The 19452-nt window shown below is 74.0% G+C and carries 16 protein-coding genes; 11 read left to right on the top strand and 5 right to left on the bottom strand.

Annotation, left to right across the window (positions count from 1 at the left end; translation table 11 throughout):
* Positions 1-78: 78 nt before the first annotated feature.
* Both ACFYXS_RS29480 and ACFYXS_RS29475 read right to left on the bottom strand, forming a co-directional pair.
* Positions 79-2340: a molybdopterin oxidoreductase family protein gene (locus ACFYXS_RS29480; protein WP_389253594.1), complete on the bottom strand. Its 2262-nt coding sequence runs from the start codon at positions 2338-2340 to the stop codon at positions 79-81.
* Positions 2341-2416: 76 nt separating this feature from the next.
* Complete coding sequence (locus ACFYXS_RS29475; RefSeq protein WP_389253920.1) at positions 2417-3094, bottom strand: TetR family transcriptional regulator; 678 nt, start codon at positions 3092-3094, stop codon at positions 2417-2419.
* Between the two features lie 78 nt (positions 3095-3172).
* Between ACFYXS_RS29475 and hmgA the strand changes: the two genes are divergently transcribed.
* From hmgA to ACFYXS_RS29460, 3 genes are read left to right on the top strand one after another with little or no spacing between them, the layout of a single operon-like run.
* Positions 3173-4477 carry a homogentisate 1,2-dioxygenase gene (hmgA, locus tag ACFYXS_RS29470; RefSeq protein WP_389253592.1) on the top strand — a complete coding sequence of 435 codons (1305 nt, stop codon included), beginning with the start codon at positions 3173-3175 and terminating at the stop codon, positions 4475-4477.
* Positions 4474-5232 carry a GntR family transcriptional regulator gene (locus tag ACFYXS_RS29465; protein WP_389253589.1) on the top strand — a complete coding sequence of 253 codons (759 nt, stop codon included), beginning with the start codon at positions 4474-4476 and terminating at the stop codon, positions 5230-5232. Before hmgA ends, ACFYXS_RS29465 begins: the two co-directional genes overlap by 4 nt.
* 14 nt (positions 5233-5246) lie before the next feature.
* Positions 5247-6482 carry a type ISP restriction/modification enzyme gene (locus tag ACFYXS_RS29460; RefSeq protein ID WP_389253587.1) on the top strand — a complete coding sequence of 412 codons (1236 nt, stop codon included), beginning with the start codon at positions 5247-5249 and terminating at the stop codon, positions 6480-6482.
* Between the two features lie 181 nt (positions 6483-6663).
* On the opposite strand, the gene ACFYXS_RS29455 is transcribed toward ACFYXS_RS29460, so the two are convergent.
* Together ACFYXS_RS29455 and ACFYXS_RS29450 are read right to left on the bottom strand one after the other, a co-directional pair.
* Positions 6664-6927, bottom strand: a complete 264-nt coding sequence (locus ACFYXS_RS29455) for a hypothetical protein (RefSeq protein WP_389253585.1) — start codon at positions 6925-6927, stop codon at positions 6664-6666.
* A 116-nt stretch (positions 6928-7043) separates the two neighbouring features.
* Positions 7044-7901 carry an anti-sigma factor gene (locus tag ACFYXS_RS29450; RefSeq protein ID WP_389253583.1) on the bottom strand — a complete coding sequence of 286 codons (858 nt, stop codon included), beginning with the start codon at positions 7899-7901 and terminating at the stop codon, positions 7044-7046.
* A 206-nt stretch (positions 7902-8107) separates the two neighbouring features.
* Here ACFYXS_RS29450 and ACFYXS_RS29445 point away from each other — a divergent pair, with 206 nt between their 5' ends.
* The 4 genes from ACFYXS_RS29445 (at position 8108) to ACFYXS_RS29430 (ending at position 14483) form a co-directional block, all read left to right on the top strand.
* Positions 8108-9679, top strand: a complete 1572-nt coding sequence (locus ACFYXS_RS29445; protein WP_389253581.1) for a DUF4331 domain-containing protein — start codon at positions 8108-8110, stop codon at positions 9677-9679.
* A 79-nt stretch (positions 9680-9758) separates the two neighbouring features.
* Positions 9759-11126, top strand: a complete 1368-nt coding sequence (locus ACFYXS_RS29440) for a tetratricopeptide repeat protein (RefSeq protein WP_389253579.1) — start codon at positions 9759-9761, stop codon at positions 11124-11126.
* The gene (locus tag ACFYXS_RS29435; RefSeq protein WP_389253577.1) at positions 11123-12733 is read left to right on the top strand and encodes a sulfite exporter TauE/SafE family protein; all 1611 of its coding nucleotides are present in this window, start codon (positions 11123-11125) and stop codon (positions 12731-12733) included. Before ACFYXS_RS29440 ends, ACFYXS_RS29435 begins: the two co-directional genes overlap by 4 nt.
* Positions 12734-12824: 91 nt before the next feature.
* Positions 12825-14483, top strand: a complete 1659-nt coding sequence (locus ACFYXS_RS29430; protein ID WP_389253574.1) for a serine/threonine-protein kinase — start codon at positions 12825-12827, stop codon at positions 14481-14483.
* Between the two features lie 57 nt (positions 14484-14540).
* Here ACFYXS_RS29430 and ACFYXS_RS29425 read toward each other — a convergent pair whose 3' ends face one another.
* Complete coding sequence (locus ACFYXS_RS29425; RefSeq protein WP_389253572.1) at positions 14541-15332, bottom strand: SGNH/GDSL hydrolase family protein; 792 nt, start codon at positions 15330-15332, stop codon at positions 14541-14543.
* Positions 15333-15753: 421 nt separating this feature from the next.
* On the opposite strand from ACFYXS_RS29425, the gene ACFYXS_RS29420 reads away from it, so the two are divergent.
* The 4 genes from ACFYXS_RS29420 (at position 15754) to ACFYXS_RS29405 (ending at position 19411) form a co-directional block, all read left to right on the top strand.
* The gene (locus tag ACFYXS_RS29420) at positions 15754-16080 is read left to right on the top strand and encodes a hypothetical protein (RefSeq protein ID WP_389253570.1); all 327 of its coding nucleotides are present in this window, start codon (positions 15754-15756) and stop codon (positions 16078-16080) included.
* A 1-nt stretch (position 16081) separates the two neighbouring features.
* Positions 16082-17176, top strand: coding sequence for a GNAT family N-acetyltransferase (locus ACFYXS_RS29415; protein ID WP_389253568.1), 1095 nt, complete (start codon positions 16082-16084; stop codon positions 17174-17176).
* A gap of 487 nt (positions 17177-17663) precedes the next feature.
* Positions 17664-18461: a glycosyltransferase family 2 protein gene (locus tag ACFYXS_RS29410; protein WP_389253566.1), complete on the top strand. Its 798-nt coding sequence runs from the start codon at positions 17664-17666 to the stop codon at positions 18459-18461.
* Entirely contained in the window at positions 18458-19411 is a 954-nt protein-coding gene (locus tag ACFYXS_RS29405; RefSeq protein ID WP_389253564.1) for a glycosyltransferase family 2 protein, read from the top strand. The genes ACFYXS_RS29410 and ACFYXS_RS29405 overlap by 4 nt, the downstream gene beginning before the upstream one ends.
* Positions 19412-19452: the final 41 nt, after the last annotated feature.

Raw genomic sequence — 19452 nt, 5'->3', positions numbered from 1 at the left:
CCCGGGCGGCGGTGCCTTGGCCCGCCCAAACTAGCGCCGATAGTTTTCTGGTGCCAGGTCGGCACTGCGTGCAGTGGATCACGCGGGGGCGACCTGGACGGGGAAGCCGTTGAGAACGGCCGTGCCCGACAGCGGGTCGAGGAGACTGCCGTCGAGCAGCTGGTTGAGGTTGGCGCCGGGAGTACGGGCGGCGACCGTGAGCCGGGTGCCGTCCCGGTCGTGTCCCCAGCCGTGCGGAAGGCTGACCACCCCGGGCCGCATCGCGTCGGTGACCTCCACGGGCGCCTCGATCTCGCCGCCGTCGCCCTTGATCCGGGCGGGGGCCGCGTCGATGAGCCCGAGGCGCTCGGCGTCCTCCGGGTGGACCTGGAGCGTGCAGCGGTTGGTGCCGCCGGTCAGCGCCGGGACATTGTGCATCCAGCTGTTGTTGGAGCGCAGATGGCGGCGGCCCACGAGGACCAGGCCGTCGCCGGCGCGCCCGGTGACCGACTCCAGCAGCCGGGGGACGTCGGCGGTGACGGCGGCGGGCGCCAGCTCGATCGTGCCGGAGGCGGTGCGCAGGATCTCCGGGACGCGGGGGCGCAGCGGGCCGAGGTCGATGCCGTGCGGCCGTTCCAGCAGCCGCTGGAGCGTGAGGCCCCGGGCGTCGGCACCGAAGCCGTCGCCGTAGGGGCCCAGGCGCAGCATCATGTCGAGCCGCCGCTCGTAGCCCGTACGCCCGGTCAGCTGCCCGGCCAGTTCGCCGGGTTCCCGGCCGTGGACCGGCGAGTGCGGGTCGGCGGTCTCCTTGCCGAGGCGATGGGTGATCGCCTGTTCGTCGACGAGGGCGGGGTCCGCGTCCGCCCCGAGGCCGCCGATGACGAGGGCGAGGCGGGCCAGGATCTCCGGCTCGTCGGGGCGCCCGTCCTCCAGCGGCACCGGCGGCGGGCTGTAGCGGGCGTTGTTGCGCACGGAGAAGTGCGTGAACGCGAAGTCGTAGTGCGCGCTGCGCGAGGGCGGGGGTGGCGGCAGGACCACGTCGGCGTGGCGGGTGGTCTCGTTGAGGTACGGGTCCACGCTGACCATGAAGTCCAGTGCGGCCAGGGCCCGGTCGAGGCGTTCGCCGTCGGGCGCGGACAGCACGGGGTTGCCGGCGATGGTGACCAGCGCGCGGACGCGGCCGTCCCCGGGGGTGTCGATCTCCTCGGCGAGCGCGGCGGCGGGCAGTTCGGAGGCGACCTCGGGGTGACCGGAGACCCTGCTGTGCCAGCGCCCGGTCGTGAAGCCGCGGCCGGGCCGCGGCGGGCGCGGCGCCCGGGCGGTGGGCGGCAGCGGGAACATGGCCCCGCCGGGGCGGTCGAGGTTGCCGGTGAGGATGTTGAGCACGTCGATCAGCCAGCTGGCGACGGTCCCGAAACGGACGGCGGTACTGCCCAGACGTCCGTAGACGGCGGCCGTCGGGGCGGCGGCGAGATCGCGGGCGAGGGTGCGGATCTGTGCGGCGGGGACGTCGCAGTGGGCGGCGACGCTCTCGGGGGTGAAGTCGCGTGCCAGCGCCCGGACCTCCTCGACTCCGGTGACATGCTCGGCGAGGCGGCCGAGGTCGGTCAGCCGCTCCTCGAACAGCACGTGGACGAGGGCGAAGAGCAGGGCGGCGTCGGTGCCGGGGCGCGGGGCGAGGTGCCGGTCGGCGAGTTCGGCGGTGCGGGTGCGCTTCGGGTCGATGACGGTGAGCCTGCCGCCGCGCCGGCGCAGCGCCTTGAGCTTGCCGGGAAAGTCGGCGGCCGTGGCGAGACTGCCGTTGGAGACCATGGGGTTGCCGCCGATGACGACCAGGTGGTCGGTGCGGTCCAGGTCGGGGACCGGGACGGCCAGCGCGTCGCCGTACAGGTGACCGCAGGCGGCCTGCTTGGGCATCTGGTCCAGGGTGCTGGCCGAGAAGACGTTGCGGGTGCCGAGGGCGCGGACGACCGTCGGCGGGTAGAGGCCGCCCGCGACGGTGTGCACGTTGGGGTTGCCGAGGTAGACGGCGGAGGCGGCTCGGCCGTGCTCGGCCGGCACCCGGCCGAGACCGGAGGCCACCGCCTCCCACGCCTCGGGCCAGGTGGCCTCCACGAGCCGGCCGTCGCGCCGCACGAGGGGCGCGGTCAGCCGGTCGGGATCGCCGTCGACCTCGCCGAAGGAGGCGCCCTTGGGGCAGATGAAACCCGCGCTGAAGACGTCGTCGCGGTCACCGCGGGCGCGGGTGACGCGGTCGTCCTCGATCGTCAGCGTCAGGCCGCACGTGGCCTCGCACAGCGGACAGATACGCAGAGCGGTGCGGCTGCTGGCCATCGAGCCCTCCCGGGTGACCGGAGACATCCTCGTCGGGCACACCATACCGACCGGTAGGCATGTCGGGTAGCGATCCCGCGGGCCCGGGCCCCCTCGCGGCGTTTCAGACGTCCAGGACGCGGGCGAGATAGGCCCGCAGCAGCTCCTTGGTCTCCGCGATGAGGACGGCGTCGCCCTCCGGGTCGGCGCGGAAGGCCAGCTTCAGCAGCGCGTCGGCCGCCTCCACGCCCACCACGAAGGCCGTGCGCAGCCGCTCCTGATCGCCCGCGGCGCCGAGCCGGCCCGCGAGCAGCGAGCGCAGGCCGTCGGCGAGTTGGTGGTTGGCCTCGTCGTTGGCGGCGGCACCCGGGGCGGGTCCGGCGAAGCTGACCAGGGCGAAGCCGGGAACCGTGCGGCGCATGGCGACGTAGTGGTCGACGACGACGTCGATCAGGCGGCGCCAGTCGCCGGCACCCGCGTCGGGACCGGTCGCGGTTGCGGTTGCGGTTGCGGTTGCGCCGGACCCTGCTGCGTCGAGGCGTGCGGTGACGCCGGCGAGGTACTTCTCCAGGTTGCGGCGGGCCAGCGCGTCGGCCATCGCGCGCTTGTTGGAGAAGAAGCGGTAGACCGAGCCGATCGGCACCCCGGCACGGGCGGCCACGGCCCGGGTGCTGAGCGCCTCGTAACCGCCCTCGTCGAGGACCGCCGCCGCCACGTCGAGGATGCGGGCGAGGCGTTCGGCGCTGCGCTGCTGGACGGGGACCCGCCGGAGACCGCTGCCGCTGCTCTGCACGGGATTCATCATGCCGGTCCCACCGGTTTTCCACAGGTGCCCGACGACCCCTTGCGGGCCGGATTCCTCTGCTTGACCATAGGAATCGTGACCAGCACTGAGATCAAGGACCTGGAGTACCTTCCGGGCTTCGGCAACGAGCACGTCAGCGAGGCCGTGCCGGGCGCCGTCCCGGTGGGCCGCAACTCCCCGCAGCGCGCGCCGCTCGGGTTGTACGCGGAGCAGTTGAGCGGCACCGCGTTCACCGAGCCGCGGCACCACAACCGCCGTTCGTGGCTGTACCGCATCCGCCCCTCGGCCGCGCATCCGCCCTACCGGCGGATCGCGAACGGTGCGCTGCGCAGCGGGCCCTTCCAGGAGGCCGCACCCGATCCCAACCGGCTGCGCTGGAGTCCGCTGCCGATACCGCAGGGCCCGGCGGACTTCGTGGACGGCCTGGTCACCGTCGGTGGGAACGGCGATGTGCTGCGCCGCGAGGGCATCGGCATCCACTGGTACGCCGCCAACCGCTCCATGGACGCCCGGGTGTTCTCGTCCTCCGACGGCGAACTTCTGATCGTGCCGGAGCGCGGCGCCCTGCTGCTGCGCACCGAACTCGGCCTGCTGGCAGCGGAGCCTGGGCACGTCGCGCTGATCCCGCGCGGGGTGCGCTTCCGCGTCGAGTTGCTGGACGCCGACGCGCGGGGCTACGTCTGCGAGAACTACGGGCAGCACTTCCGCCTCCCCGACCTCGGCCCCATCGGGGCGAACGGGCTCGCCCAGGCCCGTGACTTCATGGCGCCGGCCGCCGCGTACGAGGACCGGGAGGAGCCGGTGGAGGTGGTCAACAAGTTCGGCGGCAACCTCTGGGCCGCCGAGTACGACCACTCGCCGCTGGACGTCGTGGGCTGGCACGGCAACCTGGTGCCGTACGTCTACGACCTGCGCCGCTTCAATGTGCTGGGCTCGGTCAGCTGGGACCACCCCGACCCGTCGATCTACACGGTGCTGACCTCGCCCTCCGACACCCCGGGCCTGGCCAACGCCGACTTCGTGGTGTTCGCGCCGCGCTGGCTGGTCGGCGAGGACACCTTCCGGCCGCCGTACTTCCACCGCAATGTGATGAGCGAGTTCATGGGGCTCGTCGAGGGGGCGTACGACGCCAAGGCGGAGGGCTTCGTGCCCGGCGGTGCCTCGCTGCACAACATGATGTCGGCGCACGGCCCGGACCGGACGACCTTCGACAGGGCCAGCAGCGCGGAGCTGAAGCCGCAGAAGATCGACGACGGCCTGGCGTTCATGTTCGAGACCCGCTGGCCGGTCGTGCCCACCGCGCACGCCCTGGGGGCGGAGCATCTGCAGAGGGGGTACGACGACGTGTGGCAGGGGCTTGAGCGACACTTCAGGCCATGACGACGAGCCCCGGCCTCTTCGCCCCCGACTCGCTGGTCCTGAACCGCAAGCTGCCCCTGTGGTACCAGGTCTCGCAGTCGCTGCGCGCCTCGATACTCGGCCGTCGCCCGGACGCCCCGCTGCGGCTGCCGACCGAGGACGTCCTCGCCGGGCACTACGGGGTGAGCGTGCTCACCATGCGGCAGGCGCTCAAGGAACTGGAGGAGGAAGGGCTGATCAGCCGGCACCGCCGGCGCGGCACGTTCATCGAGCCGGCGGCGCTGCGCGGCGCCCCGGTCCGGCTGCTGGGCTCGGTCGACGCGATCGTGGCCCAGCAGTCCGGGGAGCGCACGAGCGTGCTCGGGCACGGACCGGAGCCGGTGCCCGCGGAGTTCGCCGAGTACTTCCCCGGGGTGGCCGAGACCGTGGCATACCGCAGGCTGCGGTGCGACGAGACGGGTGAACCGACCAACTGGGCGGAGAACTTCGTGCTGCCCGAACTGGCGGCCCGGATCGACCTGGCGGACCTGGCCCGCTGGCCGATGACGAAGGTGCTGCGCGACGCCCTGGGGGTGCGGATCAGCCGGATCACCGACACCGTGGAGGCCCGCCTGGCCGACCCGGACACCGCGCGCCTGCTGCGGGTGCCGCTGCTCAGCCCGATCCTGCACTGCACGGGGGTGACCTACGACGAGTCCGGACGCGCGGTCGACGCCGTGCGCATCCACTACCGCGGGGACCGGTTCTCCTTCACCGTCACGATGGAGGCACCCTGAGGGGCGTCAGTAGCATGCTCACGGTGAGCGATGAAGCGCCGACGCTGGCAGACCTGATGCCGTGGTCCACCGCACCCCTGCGCCTGGGGCGTTCCTGGGTGCTGGCTCCCGAGGCCGCCACTCTCACCGCCCGCTGGGACCGGCTGCTGCGGGCCGAAGGGGCCGAGCGCGAGCGTCTGTTCCACCCGTCACGGGCGCGGACGACGCACACCGGCGTCGCCCAGCTGCCGGGCCACCCCGTGTCCACCGCGCGGCTGGACCGCGAGGACGGGCCGAGCGCCGAGCCGGTACGGGTGCTCCACGGCCCGTACGACCAGCAGTGGCTGCTGCCGGACCAGCGGCTGATCGACGCCGCCCGCCCGGAGCTGTGGCGCGTCGCCGACGACACCCATCAGCTGTACGCGGTCGAGCTCGCCCGGCTGCCCCAGGTTCCCGGGCCGCCGCTGACCTTCTCGGCGCTGCTGCCGGACGGTCACTCCCCCGCCGGGCGCCCGGGCCGCGTCCGTCCGCTCTTCCGCCGCCCCGGCGGGGCCGACCCCAATCTGGCGCCGGGGCTGCTCGCCCATCTCGCGGCGCGGCTGGGCGTGCCGGTCCCGGCGGAGGACGTGCTCGCCTGGATCGCCGCGACGGGCAGCGGCGGAGGCCCGGTCGAGGTACCGCTGACCGCCGAACCGGAGCTGTGGGCGCAGGGCGTCGCGCTCGGCCGCCGGCTGCTCTGGCTGCACACGCGCGGCGCCCGGTACGCCGACCCCGGGGCGCAGCGACCGGCGGGCCATCCCCGGCTGCCGGGCGGCCGGCGGCCGTACGTGCGGGCCGCCCTGCCGGACGCGCCGCAGGAGCCGCCGGCCTGGGACACGGAGGAGGAGGCGCTGGTGGTCGGGGACGGGCGGATCGCGCCGGTACCGGAGGCCGCCTGGGAGTTCCACGCGGGCGGCACCCGGGTGCTGGAGACCTGGTTCGCCCTCCGTGCGGAGCCGGGGACGGCGGGAACGCTGGACGCCGTGCGCCCCGCTTCCTGGCCGCGGGCCCGCACCACCGAACTGCTGGAGCTGATCAGCGTCCTCGCGCTGCTGGCGGAGGAGCGGCCCCGCCGCCGGGCGCTGGCCGCTCGGGTGGCCGCGGGCCCCCGCATCGGCGCCGGGGAGCTGCGGGCGGCGCGCGTCCTGCCGGTCCCGGAGGCGGCGCGGCGTCCCGCGTCCGTGCTCGATCACCACGAGGAAGGTCCGGACGGGCAGTTCGTCCTGCTGTGACCTGGGTCGTGGTCCGCACCACGACTTCGGCAACCGTGATCGCATGACGATGTGACCACAAGTCGACATGACAACAGGCCCGGACGGAACACACCGACACGCCGCGTGATGCGGCGCGGTGCCGGGACGGTGTGTTCGCCCGAGCCTGTGCGCGTGCGGAAGCGTCAGGGACGCCGTCGGGTCAGCCGCGGCCCCCGAAGAGGGATCGCCGCAGCCGCCGCAGCGGGGCGAACAGCGACACACGGGCTCCACGGTTGGCGTTCGTCCGCACGTGGTCACGCGAGGTCAGCTCACGCATCAACAGCGTGGCCTCCTCGGCCTCCCGCTGCGGCACGGCCGGACCGGCCAGCACCGAGAGATGGCGGTCGAGCCGCGCACTGGACGTGCTGCTCCCGCAGGTGATGGCAGGCACTCGCGCCCTGCCTCGCATTGCTATCTGATCCATGACACTCCCCACCCATTCGAGGGCACCCGGCACCGGGCAGGGTAACCCTATCGTCCTGCCGCGTCACCTACGCATCCGCGTTACCGGATTCACCTGTCCGTCAAGGGTGTTGACGGTCATGTGCCGATTCCGAGGGCCAGCAGGGGCAGTTGGGCCACAGGGTCGGCGGTGGGCTGCGGTGATCCGCCACTCGGCTCAATCGTCACGGTGAACGCGTACGAGCGGTCGTCCAGGCCGGAGGCGACCAGCGGCCCGGGCGTGTCGCCTCCGCCCGCATCGTCCCCGAACACCCCGATCGAGCGGAATGCGTCGGGGCGCTCACTGACCAGCCACACCTGGTAGACCCGGCGCCCCTCCAGCCGTGGCAGGCCCTGCACGGTCACCACCGCGCGCCTCTGCGCCCGCGAGCAGACCGCCGTCACGCCCCGGCCGTGGTCGTCACTGGTGTAGGCGGGTCGCGCGTCACCGGCGTTCAGCACCTCGATGACCGCCCGGGTCCGCGCGCGCTCCCGGTCCAGCCGCTCCTCGGCGCGATGGAGGAGGGTGCCCAGTACCGCGGCCACGACCAGGGCCGCGACGGCGCCCGTCGTTGCCGGCCGGAGAGCCGAGGGCCTGCGCCATCGCCACAGGCGGTAGCGCGCACCGGCACGCGCGCCCCTTTCGCGCCACCGACCGCCGGGTGAGCGCTCGGAGCGCCTGGCGTGCTCCGAGTGCTTCCGATGACCGGGGTGCTCGGGGGGCTCCGGATACTCCGGATACTCCGGATGCCCGGGGCGGCCGGCGGCCTCCCCATGAACGGTTCCCGTCCTCCCCCGCGCGGCGCCCCCGAGCCGCACGGTGCCCCCCGCCGCATCGCGCACCCGGTCCGCGCAGGCGTCGCACCGCAGCAGATGGGCCTCGAAGCGGCGCACTTCGCCCGGCAGCAGCGCGTCCAGGGCGTAGGACTCGGCCAGATCGTGCACGGAGCGTCTCATCTCGCTCCCCTGCTTCCCTCGGGCGCCGGGTGGCCCGGCTCCACCTCAACTCCGGGACGCCGGCGCCCGGTTGCCTCATTATCACGTGACAATCCTGTGACGCAAATTCCGCCGGATCCGCCAATCCGCCCCGCACCCCGGTCCCGAACACCTCTCGCAGGACCTCTTCCAAGGGGGAGGGGCCGCACTCGCGAAGGACCGACGCGATGACCGCAGAACTCAGGAACAGGCTCACGGCCCGGATCGGGCGATCCCGTGCGATCGCCCTGATCACGGCGGGCACCCTGGCCGCGGGGGGGCTCGCCGCGGCGGGCGTCACCGTGCTGGCACCGGACGCCGCGGAGGCCTCCAGCCACCGGGAGGCGCCGCTGATCTCGGGCCAGCCGCAGTACGACACCACGGACGTCTACGCGTTCGTCAGCCCCGACCGCCCGGACACCACCACGCTGGTGGCGAACTGGATCCCGTTCGAGGACCCGGCCGGCGGCCCGAACTTCTACACGTTCGCCGACGACGCCCAGTACGACATCCACATCGACAACGACGGCGACGCCCAGGGCGACTACCTCTACCGGTGGACGTTCCAGGACCACGTCCGCAACAAGAAGACGTTCCTCTACAACACCGGCCCGGTCACCAGCCTCGACGACCCGGACCTGAACGTCTTCCAGACGTACGACATCGACCTGTTCCGGCTGCACAACCAGCGGGTGGTCGGCCGCTACAAGGTCGCGAACGACGTACCGGTGGCGCCGTCGAACGTCGGCAAGGCGTCGATGCCCGACTACAGCGCCCTGCGTCAGCAGGCCGTCAAGGACCTCGGCCGCGGCACGACGGCCTTCGCCGGCCAGGCCGACGACCCCTTCTTCCTGGATCTGCGGGTCTTCGACCTGCTCTACGGAGGCAACCTCTCCGAGGTCGGCGACGACACCCTCAAGGGCTACAACGTCAACACGATCGCCCTCCAGGTCCCGACGGCCGCGATACGCCGGTCCGCGAAGCAGCCGGTCGTCGGCATCTGGTCCACCACCCAGCGGCGCACCGCGGACGGGGACTGGGCGCAGGTCTCCCGGCTCGGCATGCCGCTGGTCAACGAGGTGGTCAACCCCCTCAAGGACAAGGACAGGTTCAACGCCTCGTCGCCCTGGAACGACGCGCAGTTCCTCAAGAACGTCACCGAGCCGGAGCTGCCGAAGCTCGTCGAGGGCATCTACAAGATCAAGGCCCCGGCCACCCCGCGCAACGACCTCGTCCAGGTCTTCCTGACCGGTGTGCCGGGGCTCAACCAGCCGCCGCACGTCCGCCCGTCGGAGATGCTGCGGCTCAACACCGCCGTGCCGCCCGCCGCGCAGCCCAAGCGGCTCGGCGTCCTCGACGGCGACACCGCCGGCTTCCCCAACGGGCGCCGGCTGACGGACGACGTCGTGGACATCGCGCTCCAGGTGGTCGAGGGCGAACTCGTCGGCGCCAAGAACGACCTCGGTGACGCGGTCAACGCCAACGACCAGTCCTTCGGGACGAACTTCCCCTATGTCGCCCTGCCGAACGCCGGCTCGGACGGCCCAACGGCCAAGCCGGCGACGACCGATGCGACCCGGACCGACGGGGTGACCCAGCTCAACGCCGGCGGACTGATCCAGGGCCCCGGCGGTGACGACAACACCGTCCTGATCGCCTCGGCCGCCTCCGGCGGCGCGGGTGTGCTGCTCATCGGCGCCGCGCTGGCCTGGTGGCGGATGCGCCGCCGCCCGGTCCGCGCGCGGGCGCACCGCGCCTGACCGCCGGTCCCGCTCCCGGCCGGGGCGTGACTCCCCTCGCCCCGGCCGGGGCTCCCACCCACCCGAAAGGCAGGCAGCCATGGACGCACCGCCCCTGGGCCGGCTGCGCACCGCCGTCCTCTTCACCGCGCTGTCGCTGGGCCTCGCGCTGGCGCTCACCGCGGGTGCGCTGGTGCTCGGCGGGTCCTCCGGCCGGACCGGCGCGACCGGTGGACCGGCCGCGGCGGCCGCGCGCACCGGCGACGCCCCACTGGACCGGCTCGCGACGGGGGACCTCGCGGGCGGCATCGCCGGGCTGCAGGACCACCTGCGCGCCCAGCCGGCGGACTCCTCGGGCTGGGCCACGCTCGGTGCGGCCTACGTCGAGCAGGCCCGCACCTCCGGCGACCCCACCCGCTACCCGCAGGCCGAGGCGGCGCTCGCCCGCTCCCTGCGGATCACCCCCGACGGCAACGACGCGGCGCTCGCCGGGCAGGCCGCCCTCGCCGCCGCCCGGCACGACTTCGGCACCGCCCTGAGCGCCGCCGACCGGGCCCTGCGCACCAACCCCTACAACGAACGCGCCCTGGCGGTCCGGGTGGACGCCCTGGTCGAACTCGGCCGCTACGACGCCGCGCGGACCGCCGCCGAGCACGCCGACGCGCTGCGCCCCGGCATCCCCGTCTTCACCCGCCTGGCCTACGTGCACGAGCTGCGCGGGGACGCCGCGGGCGCCCGCCGCATTCTGACCCGGGCCCTGGACACCGCGAGCACTCCCGGGGACACCGCCTACGTGGCCACGGCGCTGGGCCAGCTGGCGTGGAGCCAGGGGCGTTACGCGGACGCCCTGGGGCAGTACGCCACCGCCCTGCGCGCGTCCCCCGGCTATCTGCCGGCGATCGAGGGCCGCGGCCGGGCCTACGCCGCGCGCGGCGACCGCGCCAGGGCCCTCCGCGACCTGGCCGAGGTCGTGCGCCGCTACCCGCTCCCCGCCCAACTCGCCGAGCTGGGCGAGCTGTACGAGGCGGCAGGGCAGCGGGGCAAGGCCCGGGAGCAGTACGCGGTGGTCGGCACCTGGATCGCGCTCGCCAAGGCGAACGGCGTCGCGACCGACCTGGACGCGGCGCTGGTCGCCGCCGACCACGGCGACCCGCGCGAGGCGCTGCGCGCGGCCCGCGCGGAGTGGGCGCGCCGGCACACCGTGCACACCGCCGACGCCCTCGCCTGGGCGCTGCACGCCAACGGCCGCGACCGGGAGGCCCTGCCGTACGCGGTGCGCTCCTCCGCGCCCGGCTACCGCAACGCCGCCTTCCTCTACCACCGCGGCGTCATCGAGGCCGCGCTCGGCAGGCGACCGGCCGCCCGCGCGTCGCTGGCCGCCGCGCTGCGCCTCAACCCTGGTTTCTCCCCGACCGGCGCCCCCGCCGCCCGCGCGGCCCTCGCTCGTACCGAAGGAGACCCGTCATGATCCGGCGCAGGCCGCTCGCGGCGGCCGCTGTGGCGGCGGCCGCCGCCGCGCTCGCGCTCCTGCCCGCGGGGCAGGCGCAGGCGCACCCGCTCGGCAACTTCACCGTCAACCGCTACGACGGTCTTGTCGTCGCACCCGGCGCGCTGCGCGTCGACCACGTCGAGGACCTCGCGGAGATCCCCGCCGCGCAGGCGGCCCCGGCCGTCGACCGGGACGGCGACGGCACCCTGGCGAAGCCCGAGTTGGCGGCCTGGGCGCGGTCGCGCTGCGGCGCCGCGGCGGACGGCGCGCGGGCCGGGGCGGGCGGGCGGAGCGCTCCCGTCCGGGTGGACGCGGCGAGCGCCGCCGTCCGGCCTGGGCAGGCCGGGCTGACGACGCTCCGCGTGGAGTGCCGGCTGACGGCGGCCCTGCCCCGCGCGGCGTCGCTCGCGCTGACGTACCGTCCGGCCGACATCGGCACCGGGCCCGGCTGGCGGGAGATCACGGCGCGCGGCGACCGCATGACGCTGGCCGCCGCCGACGTGCCCGCGGCGTCGGTGTCGCGGCGCCTGACGGCCTACCCGGGGGACCTGCTCTCCTCCCCCGCGAACGAGCGGTCGGCGCGGCTGCGCGTGACGCCGGGCGGTCCGGCACTGGGCGACGCGGCGGACGCGAGCACGGCGGCACCGGGGAGCGGGGTGCTGCCGCGCGGTGCGGACCGCTGGACGCAGGCGCTCACCGGACTGGTGTCGCGGCACGCGCTCACACCGGGGTTCGCCGCGCTGGCCCTGCTCACGGCGCTGGCGCTGGGCGCGATGCACGCGCTCGCCCCGGGCCACGGCAAGACGCTGATGGCCGCGGCGGCAGCGGCGGGCGGGCGCCGGTCGCGGCGCGACATGTTCGCCCTCGGCGCGTCGGTGACGGTGACCCACACGCTCGGCGTCTTCGGCCTCGGGCTGCTGGTGACGACGGGGTCGGCGGCGGCGCCCTCCGTCATCGCCTGGCTCGGCATCGCGAGCGGCCTGCTGGTCGCCTTCGCGGGGGCGGCGCTGCTGCGCAGGGCGTGGCGGCTGCGGGACCGCGCCCACGGGCACAGCCACGACGACGGACATGATCACGAACACGGCCACGCGCGCGCCCCCCGACGGCACCCCCACACGCCCACCGCCACCGGCCCCTCCCCCACCACCGCCGTCCTGACCGCCGAGCGCTCCGCCCCCGCACCGCACGACCATCACCATCCGCACCCGCACGCCCACGCCCACGCCCACGCCCACGAGGCCCGCCCGACCCTTCGCGGCACGATCCTGCTCGGCTTCGCGGGCGGCCTGGTCCCCAGCCCGTCCGCCGTCGTCGTGCTCGTCGGCGCCGCGGCGCTCGGCCAGGCGTGGTTCGGCTTCCTGCTGGTGCTGGCCTACGGCGCGGGTCTGGCCGTCACGCTCACGGCGGCCGGATTCGCCGTCGTGCGCCTGGGCCGACTGGCCGGCAGGGCGTCGCTGCGTCAAGGGCGGTCCCGGGGGCGGGCGTTGACCGCGGCCCGGCGCCTGGTGCCGCTGGCGACGGCGTCGGTGGTGCTGGCGCTCGGCTGCGGCCTGGTGCTCAGGGGCGCTGCGGCGACGCTCGGTTGACGTCGACGCGGGAGGTTCCCGTCGAAAGGGTTCGTCCGGGGGGAAGTTCGGTCATGCTGGGCAGCGGGCGCGACGAAGGGGGGAACCGCCGATGACACGGGTCGTGGCGGGGCGCTACCGGTTGATCGGCGAACTCGGCCGCGGCGGCATGGGCGTGGTCTGGCTCGCCCGTGACGAGCTGCTGGGCCGCGAGGTGGCCGTCAAGGAGGTGAAGGCGCCGCCCGGTTACGACGAGCGCGACACCGCGCGCCTCTACGCGCGGCTGGAGCAGGAGGGCCGCGCCGCCGCCCGGGTGGAGCACCCGAACGTCGTCAAGGTCTACGACGTGGCGATGGCGGACGGCAATCCGTGGATCGTCATGGAGCTGATCCGCGGTCTGACGCTGGCCGACGTCCTCGACGCCGAGGGGCCCATGGCCGTGCGCAGGGCGGCGGACGTCGGGTCCAAGGTGCTGGCCGCGCTGCGCGTGGCGCACGCGGCCGGTGTGCTGCACCGCGACGTCAAGCCCGGCAACGTGCTCATCGGCAACGACGGACGCGTGGTGCTCACCGACTTCGGCATCGCGATGATCGAGGGCACCTCGGCGCTGACCCGCACCGGCGAGCTGGTCGGCTCGCCCGAGTACCTCGCGCCGGAACGCGCGCTGGGACGTCGCCCCGGCCCCGCGTCCGACCTGTGGTCGCTGGGCGTGCTGCTCCACGTCGCGGTGGAGGGCGGTTCGCCCTTCCGGCGCGACACGGCGCTGAGCACGATGCGCGCGGTCGTGGACGAGCCGTTGCCGCCGCCTCGGAGGGCGGGCCCGCTCGGGCCGGTGATCGCGGGACTGCTGCAGAAGGACCCCGCGGCCCGGATCCCCGCCGCCGAGGCCGCGCGGCAGCTGGACGCCGTGGTGTCCGGCCGCCCGGCGGGACCGGGCCCGGCCGCGGCGTACGCGCCCACCGAGGCCGCCCTGACGGTCACCGCGCCGCAGCCGGTCCGGGACCCGGACCGGGGGCGCACGCCGGTGCGCACGACACCCCTGCCCGCGCCCCCGCATGACGACCCGCCGGCCGCCACCGCGACGGGCCGGCCCCGGCGGGCGCTCCTGGCGCTGGCCGCGGGGGTGCTCGCCCTGGCGCTGGGAGCGGGTGGCGCGGCCTACGCGCTGCTGAACGACGACGGGGGCGGCGGGGCCGGTTCGGGGCCGGCGACGACGGGCGGTGTCAACGGCGCCGGCGTGACCTCCCCGGCCGTGACGACGGACGGCGGGGCCTCCTCGCCGGCCGTCTCCTCCCCCGCCGCCGGCACGCACTCCGCGTCGCCCGGCGACGGCCACGGCCCGGGCTCGGGGACGCCCTCCGGCACGTCGTACACGCCGGTCCGGGTGAACGTCCACGTCTCGGTGCACGCGGTGCGGGACAGCTACACGGGCGCCTGCCCGCCGCCGGAGGCCGAGGCGCCGGCCTTCTCCGCGGTCGTGACGGTGGACCGGACCCCCGCGACGGTCACCTACCGCTGGCGGACGGGGAGCGGGACCGGCGGGGACCCGACGTGGCGGAGGCTCGACTTCCCGGCGGGCGGGGCCACCAGCCGTACGGTCGAGCACATCGAGCTGTCGTACGAGCCGGACGCCACCCACGAGGACTGGATGGCGCTGGAGGCCGGGAGTCCGATGGCGGTGGAGTCGGAACACGTCCCGTTCACCGTCACCTGCCGGGCACCGTCCCCGTCCCTGTCCCCCTCCCCCACGGGCACTGCGGCCTCTCCCTGACCGCGCGGAGGGGACCGGGCGGGCGCCCGGCCCCCTCCGGTGTGCGGGCGCCGCGGATCAGGCGGCCGCGGAGAACACCGGGAGGTATCCGCCCGACTGGCCGGAGGCGGTGGGGTGGTACGACTCGTACACGGGGATGGTCAGGCTGTGCAACCACGCCGTTCCGGCGCAGAGTTCATGGCCGCTGAAGGCGCCGCGGACGTCGCCGAAGGCGAAGCCGTGGTCGGCGGCGCGTTTGGCGGTGACGGTGTCGAGGAGATCGGCGGCGTCGTTGATGGCCCTGCGCTTGGCCGTGGTGAGGCCGATGCAGGAGGTCCCGAGCCGGTAGAAGTGGGGGTAGCCGACGACGACCACGCGGGCCGCGGGCGCCCGGGAGCCGATGGCCTCGTAGAGCGCGTCCAGCCGGGCCGGGAGCCGGTTCGCGATGTACTCGCGCGCCTGGTCGATCCGGTTGAGGCAGGCGCTGGAGGTGTTGATCAGGCAGGTGGTCATGACGCCGACGAATCCCGCGTCGTTGCCGCCGACGGTGACGCTGACCAGGGTCGTGTCGGCGTTCAGCGCGCCGAGCTGGCGGTTGATCACATCGGTGGTGGTGGCGCCGGAACAGGCGGGGAAAGAGAACCCGGACGGAGTATGCGCCTTGGCCCACAGGCGCGGGTACGCCCGGCTGCTGCGGTAGCAGCCGCCGCTGGAGTCGTCGTACCTCCCGGAGCCGACGCCCGAGGCGTAGGAGTCGCCGAGGGCCACGTACACGGGGCCCGCGGCCTGTGCCGGGCCGGCACCGGTCAGGGCGAGTGCGGCGGCGAGGACGAGCGCGGACGCGACGGACACGAAACGGGACAGTCTCATGCCACCTCACTTAGCAGGATCTCGGCCGCTTCCCCCGCACCGCCGGCCGGCCCGCCGGAGCGGTGTCCCCGCCACGGCGCGCACCACGACCACCCTCGGCAGGCGCGCGCAGGTGACGGGCCGTCGGCATGCCACCGGCCGCCCCCTCGCCGGCCCTCGCCCGCCGAACCGAACAAACTGCCGCCCCCCGCCGGGCAGTTCGGGGGAAATCGTCCGCCCCTGTCCGGCCCGCCACCCGGTCCGGGCACGGCGGCCGCTTCTGTTCCCTCCTTCCTTGACGCCCACGCCCGAATTGAGCGACATTGAACACCTGCATCCGGCGTTTTGGGGGGCAAAGTCGCCAATGCAACCACCGCACACAGACAATGCATCCGGTCACCCGATCGGCAAGGAATCACTTCCCCTGCTCGCGGGCGCCGCCGTGGGAGTCGGCGGGGTCGGCGCGGTGCTCGCGCTCGCGGACATCGCCTCGCCCGTCAGGGCGCCGTTCACCTTCTTCTTCCTGCTCGCCGCACCGGCCGCGGCACTCGCCGCCGGGCTGCGCGGCCTCGACCCGCTCAGCCGGGCGGTCGTCGCCGTCGGCGGCACCGTCGTCATCGACCTGCTCGTGGCGCAGGGCATGCTCGCGCTGCACATGTGGTCGGTGCGCGGCGGGGTCGCCGCGGTAGCGGCGGTGAGCGCCGCGCTGTTCCTGCTGCCGCTCCTGCGGCACTCCTATGGCCGGGCCGAGAGAAGGCGGACTCCGTAAAGTGGACATCACCGTTTACCGCCCCGGCGAGCTCACCGCCGCCGACCGGGCGGCGTGGGCACGCGTGCAGAGCCAGGCGGTCGCCATGGGCAGCCCGCAGCTCGGCAATCCCTTCCTGTCGCCCGGCTTCACCTTCGCCGTGGCCCACCACCACCGGGGCGTGCGCGTCGCGGTGGTCCGCGAGGACGGCGACCCGGTCGCCTTCTTCCCGTTCCAGCGCTCGGCGACCGGCGTGGGCCGGGCGGTCGGGCTCGGGCTCTCGGACTGCCAGGGGCTCGTGCACCGGCCGGGGTTCCAGTGGGACGCCCGGGAGCTGCTGCGCGCCTGCGGGCTCGCCGTCTGGGAGTTCGACCACCTCGTGGAGGGCCAGAAGCCCTTCGAGGAGGGCGCGACCGGTACGTACGCCTCACCCGTCATGGACGTCGAACACGGTTACGAGGCGTATCTCGGCCATCTTCGCAGCCACTCGCCCAAGTTCGTGCGCACGACGCTCGCCAAGGAGCGCAGGCTCGGCCGGGACGTCGGCGAGGTGCGCTACGTCCACGACGAGCGCGACGTCGGCGCGCTGCGCACGCTCATGGGGTGGAAGTCGGCGCAGTACCGAAGAACGGGGCGCAGCGACCGCTTCGCGCGGCCGTGGATCGTGGACCTGGTGGAGCATCTCTTCCACACCCGCGAGGAGTCCTTCAGTGGCTTGCTGTCGGTCCTGTACGCGGACGACCGGCCGATCGCCGCGCACTTCGGGATGCGTACGCCGGCGGTGCTGGCCTGCTGGTTCCCGGCGTACGACACGGAGTTCTCGAAGTACTCGCCGGGGCTGGTGCTCCATCTGCGGATGGCGGAGGGGGCGGCGGCCGACGGGGTGGCCCATCTCGACCTCGGGCGCGGTCACAAGGAGTACAAAGAGTCCCTGAAGACCCGCGACCTGACCGTCTCCGAGGGCTGGGTGACCCGGCCGCATCCGGTGGCGCTCGGCCATCGCGCCCGGCGCGCGCCGGTGCGCGCGCTGCGCAACGCGGTCACGGCGCATCCCGTGCTGCGGGAGCCGGCGGACCGATTCCTCAAGCGTGTGGGGCGGTTGCGCGCCGGTGCGTGATAACGGACATTGCGTCACAGTAATGATCAATACGGTCCAAGGGGATTGATCAGTGCCGATCAGGACTGATCACCGCTCATCAGGTCTCACCATGACTCAACTGGACGATTATCCGCCAAATCCATGAAATGGTATTCACTCTCACGAGTCTTGCCATACAGTTCCAACCGTCAATACCGTCGTACATCCACCCGCATCGACCTGTTATGCAAAGCGGCTCAAGGGGAGGGCCAGACAGTCGCGACAGGAAGATCGCGGGGCGCGGTAGGGGGGTGCCGTGCTCGGTCACCAGGACGTGTGTGCCGAGTCGCGAGCCGCGCGGCCAGTCATGCATGTCCACTCACCCGGCCCGCCAGCTGTTGGGACCCCGCCATGCCCTGCATGCGCGGATTCCCGGGCGGGGTGAGACAACAACCCCCCTTTCGAACCGGCACACCAGAGGGCGCCCGGGACGGGCGACCCACCGGACGAGAGGGAAAACAGACTCATGAGCTCGTCTCTGCGCCCGGCAGTCACCGGGCACGCACAGACAGTCGCGGTCCTGACTCCGGACCATTTCACGCCGGTCTCCACGCACTTGGCGATCGCTCCGCTGGTCAGCGTGGTCATTCCGGCGATGAACGAGGCCCAGAACCTGCCGCACGTCTTCGCCACCCTGCCGTCGTGGATCCACGAAGTGGTCCTCGTCGACGGGAACTCCACGGACGACACCATCGCGGTCGCCCGTGAACTGCGGCCGGACGTCCGGATCGTGGCGCAGACCGGCAAGGGCAAGGGCGATGCCCTGATCAGCGGCTTCGCCGCCTGCACCGGCGAGATCATCGTGATGGTGGACGCCGACGGCTCGGCGGACGGGTCGGAGATCGTCTCCTACGTGTCGGCCCTCGTCGGAGGGGCCGACTTCGCGAAGGGCTCGCGCTTCGCCAACGGCGGCGGCACCGACGACATGACCCCGATCCGCAAGCTCGGCAACCGCGTCCTGTGCGCCGTGGTCAACGCCAAGTTCGGGGCCCGCTACACCGATCTGTGCTACGGCTACAACGCGTTCTGGCGGCACTGCCTGGACAAGATCACGCTGGACTGCACCGGCTTCGAGGTGGAGACCCTGATGAACATCAGAGTCGTCACCGCCGGCCTGAAGGTGCAGGAGATCCCCAGCCACGAGTACGTGCGCATCCACGGCGTCAGCAACCTGCGCGCGGTGCGCGACGGGCTGCGGGTGCTGAAGGTCATCGTGCAGGAGAAGAACGAGCGCCGCGCCGCACGCCGCAAGGAGGTGCGGTGACCACGCGGACCCCTGTCTCCGTGGTGATCTGCGTCTACACCGAGGACCGCTGGGGCGACATCCTCGCCGCGGTGGCCTCGGTGCGGGCGCAGACCCTGGCCGCCCACGAGGTGCTGCTGGTCGTCGACCACAACCCCGCGCTGCGCGGGCGGTTGGAGGAGCACTACGCCGGAACCCCGGTACGGGTGCTCGCCAACGCCGGGCCGCGCGGCCTGTCGGCCGGCCGCAACACCGGGATCGCGGCGTCCACCGGCGAGGCCGTCGCCTTCCTGGACGACGACGCGGTCGCCGAACGGGACTGGCTGCACTGGTTCGCCGACGCCCTGGAGGACCCGCTCGTCATGGGCGTCGGCGGGCGCACCCGTCCGGTCTGGGCCTCCGGGCACCGGCCGCGCTGGTTCCCCGAGGAGTTCGACTGGGTGGTGGGCGCCTCCTACCGGGGCCAGCCGCCCGGCCGGGCACAGGTGCGCAACGTCCTCGGCGGCAACGCCGCGTTCCGGCGCACCGCCTTCGACATCGCGGGCGGCTTCGCGACCGGCATCGGGCGCGACGGCGACAAACGGCCGCTGGGCTGCGAGGAAACGGAGTTCTGCATCCGGCTCGCGCAGGCCAAGCCCGGCACGCTGCTGCTCATCGACGACCGCGCCGTGATCTGGCACCGCGTCCCCGCCGCCCGGGAACGTTTCGCCTACTTCCGCACCCGCTGCTACGCCGAGGGCCTGTCCAAGGCACTGGTCACCCGCAGTGTCGGTACCGATGCGGGCCTGGAGACCGAACGCCGGTACGCCACACGCGTCCTGCCCGTCGGTGCCGCGCGCGGACTGCGCGACGCCCTGCGCGGCCGTCCCGGCGGCGCGGGGCGGGCCGGCGCCATCGTCACCGGTGTGGCGACCACGGCGGCCGGGTATGCCGTCGCCCGACTGCGCACCCGGGGGGAGGCCATGCCGTGAGACCGGCCGTTCCCCTGCCGTCCGTCCACCGCACACCGGGA

The sequence above is a fragment of the Streptomyces sp. NPDC002574 genome (genome assembly GCF_042889545.1).
Taxonomy (GTDB): domain Bacteria; phylum Actinomycetota; class Actinomycetes; order Streptomycetales; family Streptomycetaceae; genus Actinacidiphila.
This window is presented reverse-complemented; position numbering and strand designations above follow the sequence as displayed.

Coding starts and splice junctions, on each gene's coding strand:
- ACFYXS_RS29480 (WP_389253594.1), bottom strand. CDS start 2,340: ATGTCTCCGGTCACCCGGGAGGGCTCGATGGCCAGCAGCCGCACCGCT.
- ACFYXS_RS29475 (WP_389253920.1), bottom strand. CDS start 3,094: ATGAATCCCGTGCAGAGCAGCGGCAGCGGTCTCCGGCGGGTCCCCGTC.
- ACFYXS_RS29465 (WP_389253589.1), top strand. CDS start 4,474: ATGACGACGAGCCCCGGCCTCTTCGCCCCCGACTCGCTGGTCCTGAAC.
- ACFYXS_RS29460 (WP_389253587.1), top strand. CDS start 5,247: ATGCTCACGGTGAGCGATGAAGCGCCGACGCTGGCAGACCTGATGCCG.
- ACFYXS_RS29455 (WP_389253585.1), bottom strand. CDS start 6,927: ATGGATCAGATAGCAATGCGAGGCAGGGCGCGAGTGCCTGCCATCACC.
- ACFYXS_RS29450 (WP_389253583.1), bottom strand. CDS start 7,901: ATGAGACGCTCCGTGCACGATCTGGCCGAGTCCTACGCCCTGGACGCG.
- ACFYXS_RS29445 (WP_389253581.1), top strand. CDS start 8,108: ATGACCGCAGAACTCAGGAACAGGCTCACGGCCCGGATCGGGCGATCC.
- ACFYXS_RS29440 (WP_389253579.1), top strand. CDS start 9,759: ATGGACGCACCGCCCCTGGGCCGGCTGCGCACCGCCGTCCTCTTCACC.
- ACFYXS_RS29435 (WP_389253577.1), top strand. CDS start 11,123: ATGATCCGGCGCAGGCCGCTCGCGGCGGCCGCTGTGGCGGCGGCCGCC.
- ACFYXS_RS29430 (WP_389253574.1), top strand. CDS start 12,825: ATGACACGGGTCGTGGCGGGGCGCTACCGGTTGATCGGCGAACTCGGC.
- ACFYXS_RS29425 (WP_389253572.1), bottom strand. CDS start 15,332: ATGAGACTGTCCCGTTTCGTGTCCGTCGCGTCCGCGCTCGTCCTCGCC.
- ACFYXS_RS29410 (WP_389253566.1), top strand. CDS start 17,664: ATGAGCTCGTCTCTGCGCCCGGCAGTCACCGGGCACGCACAGACAGTC.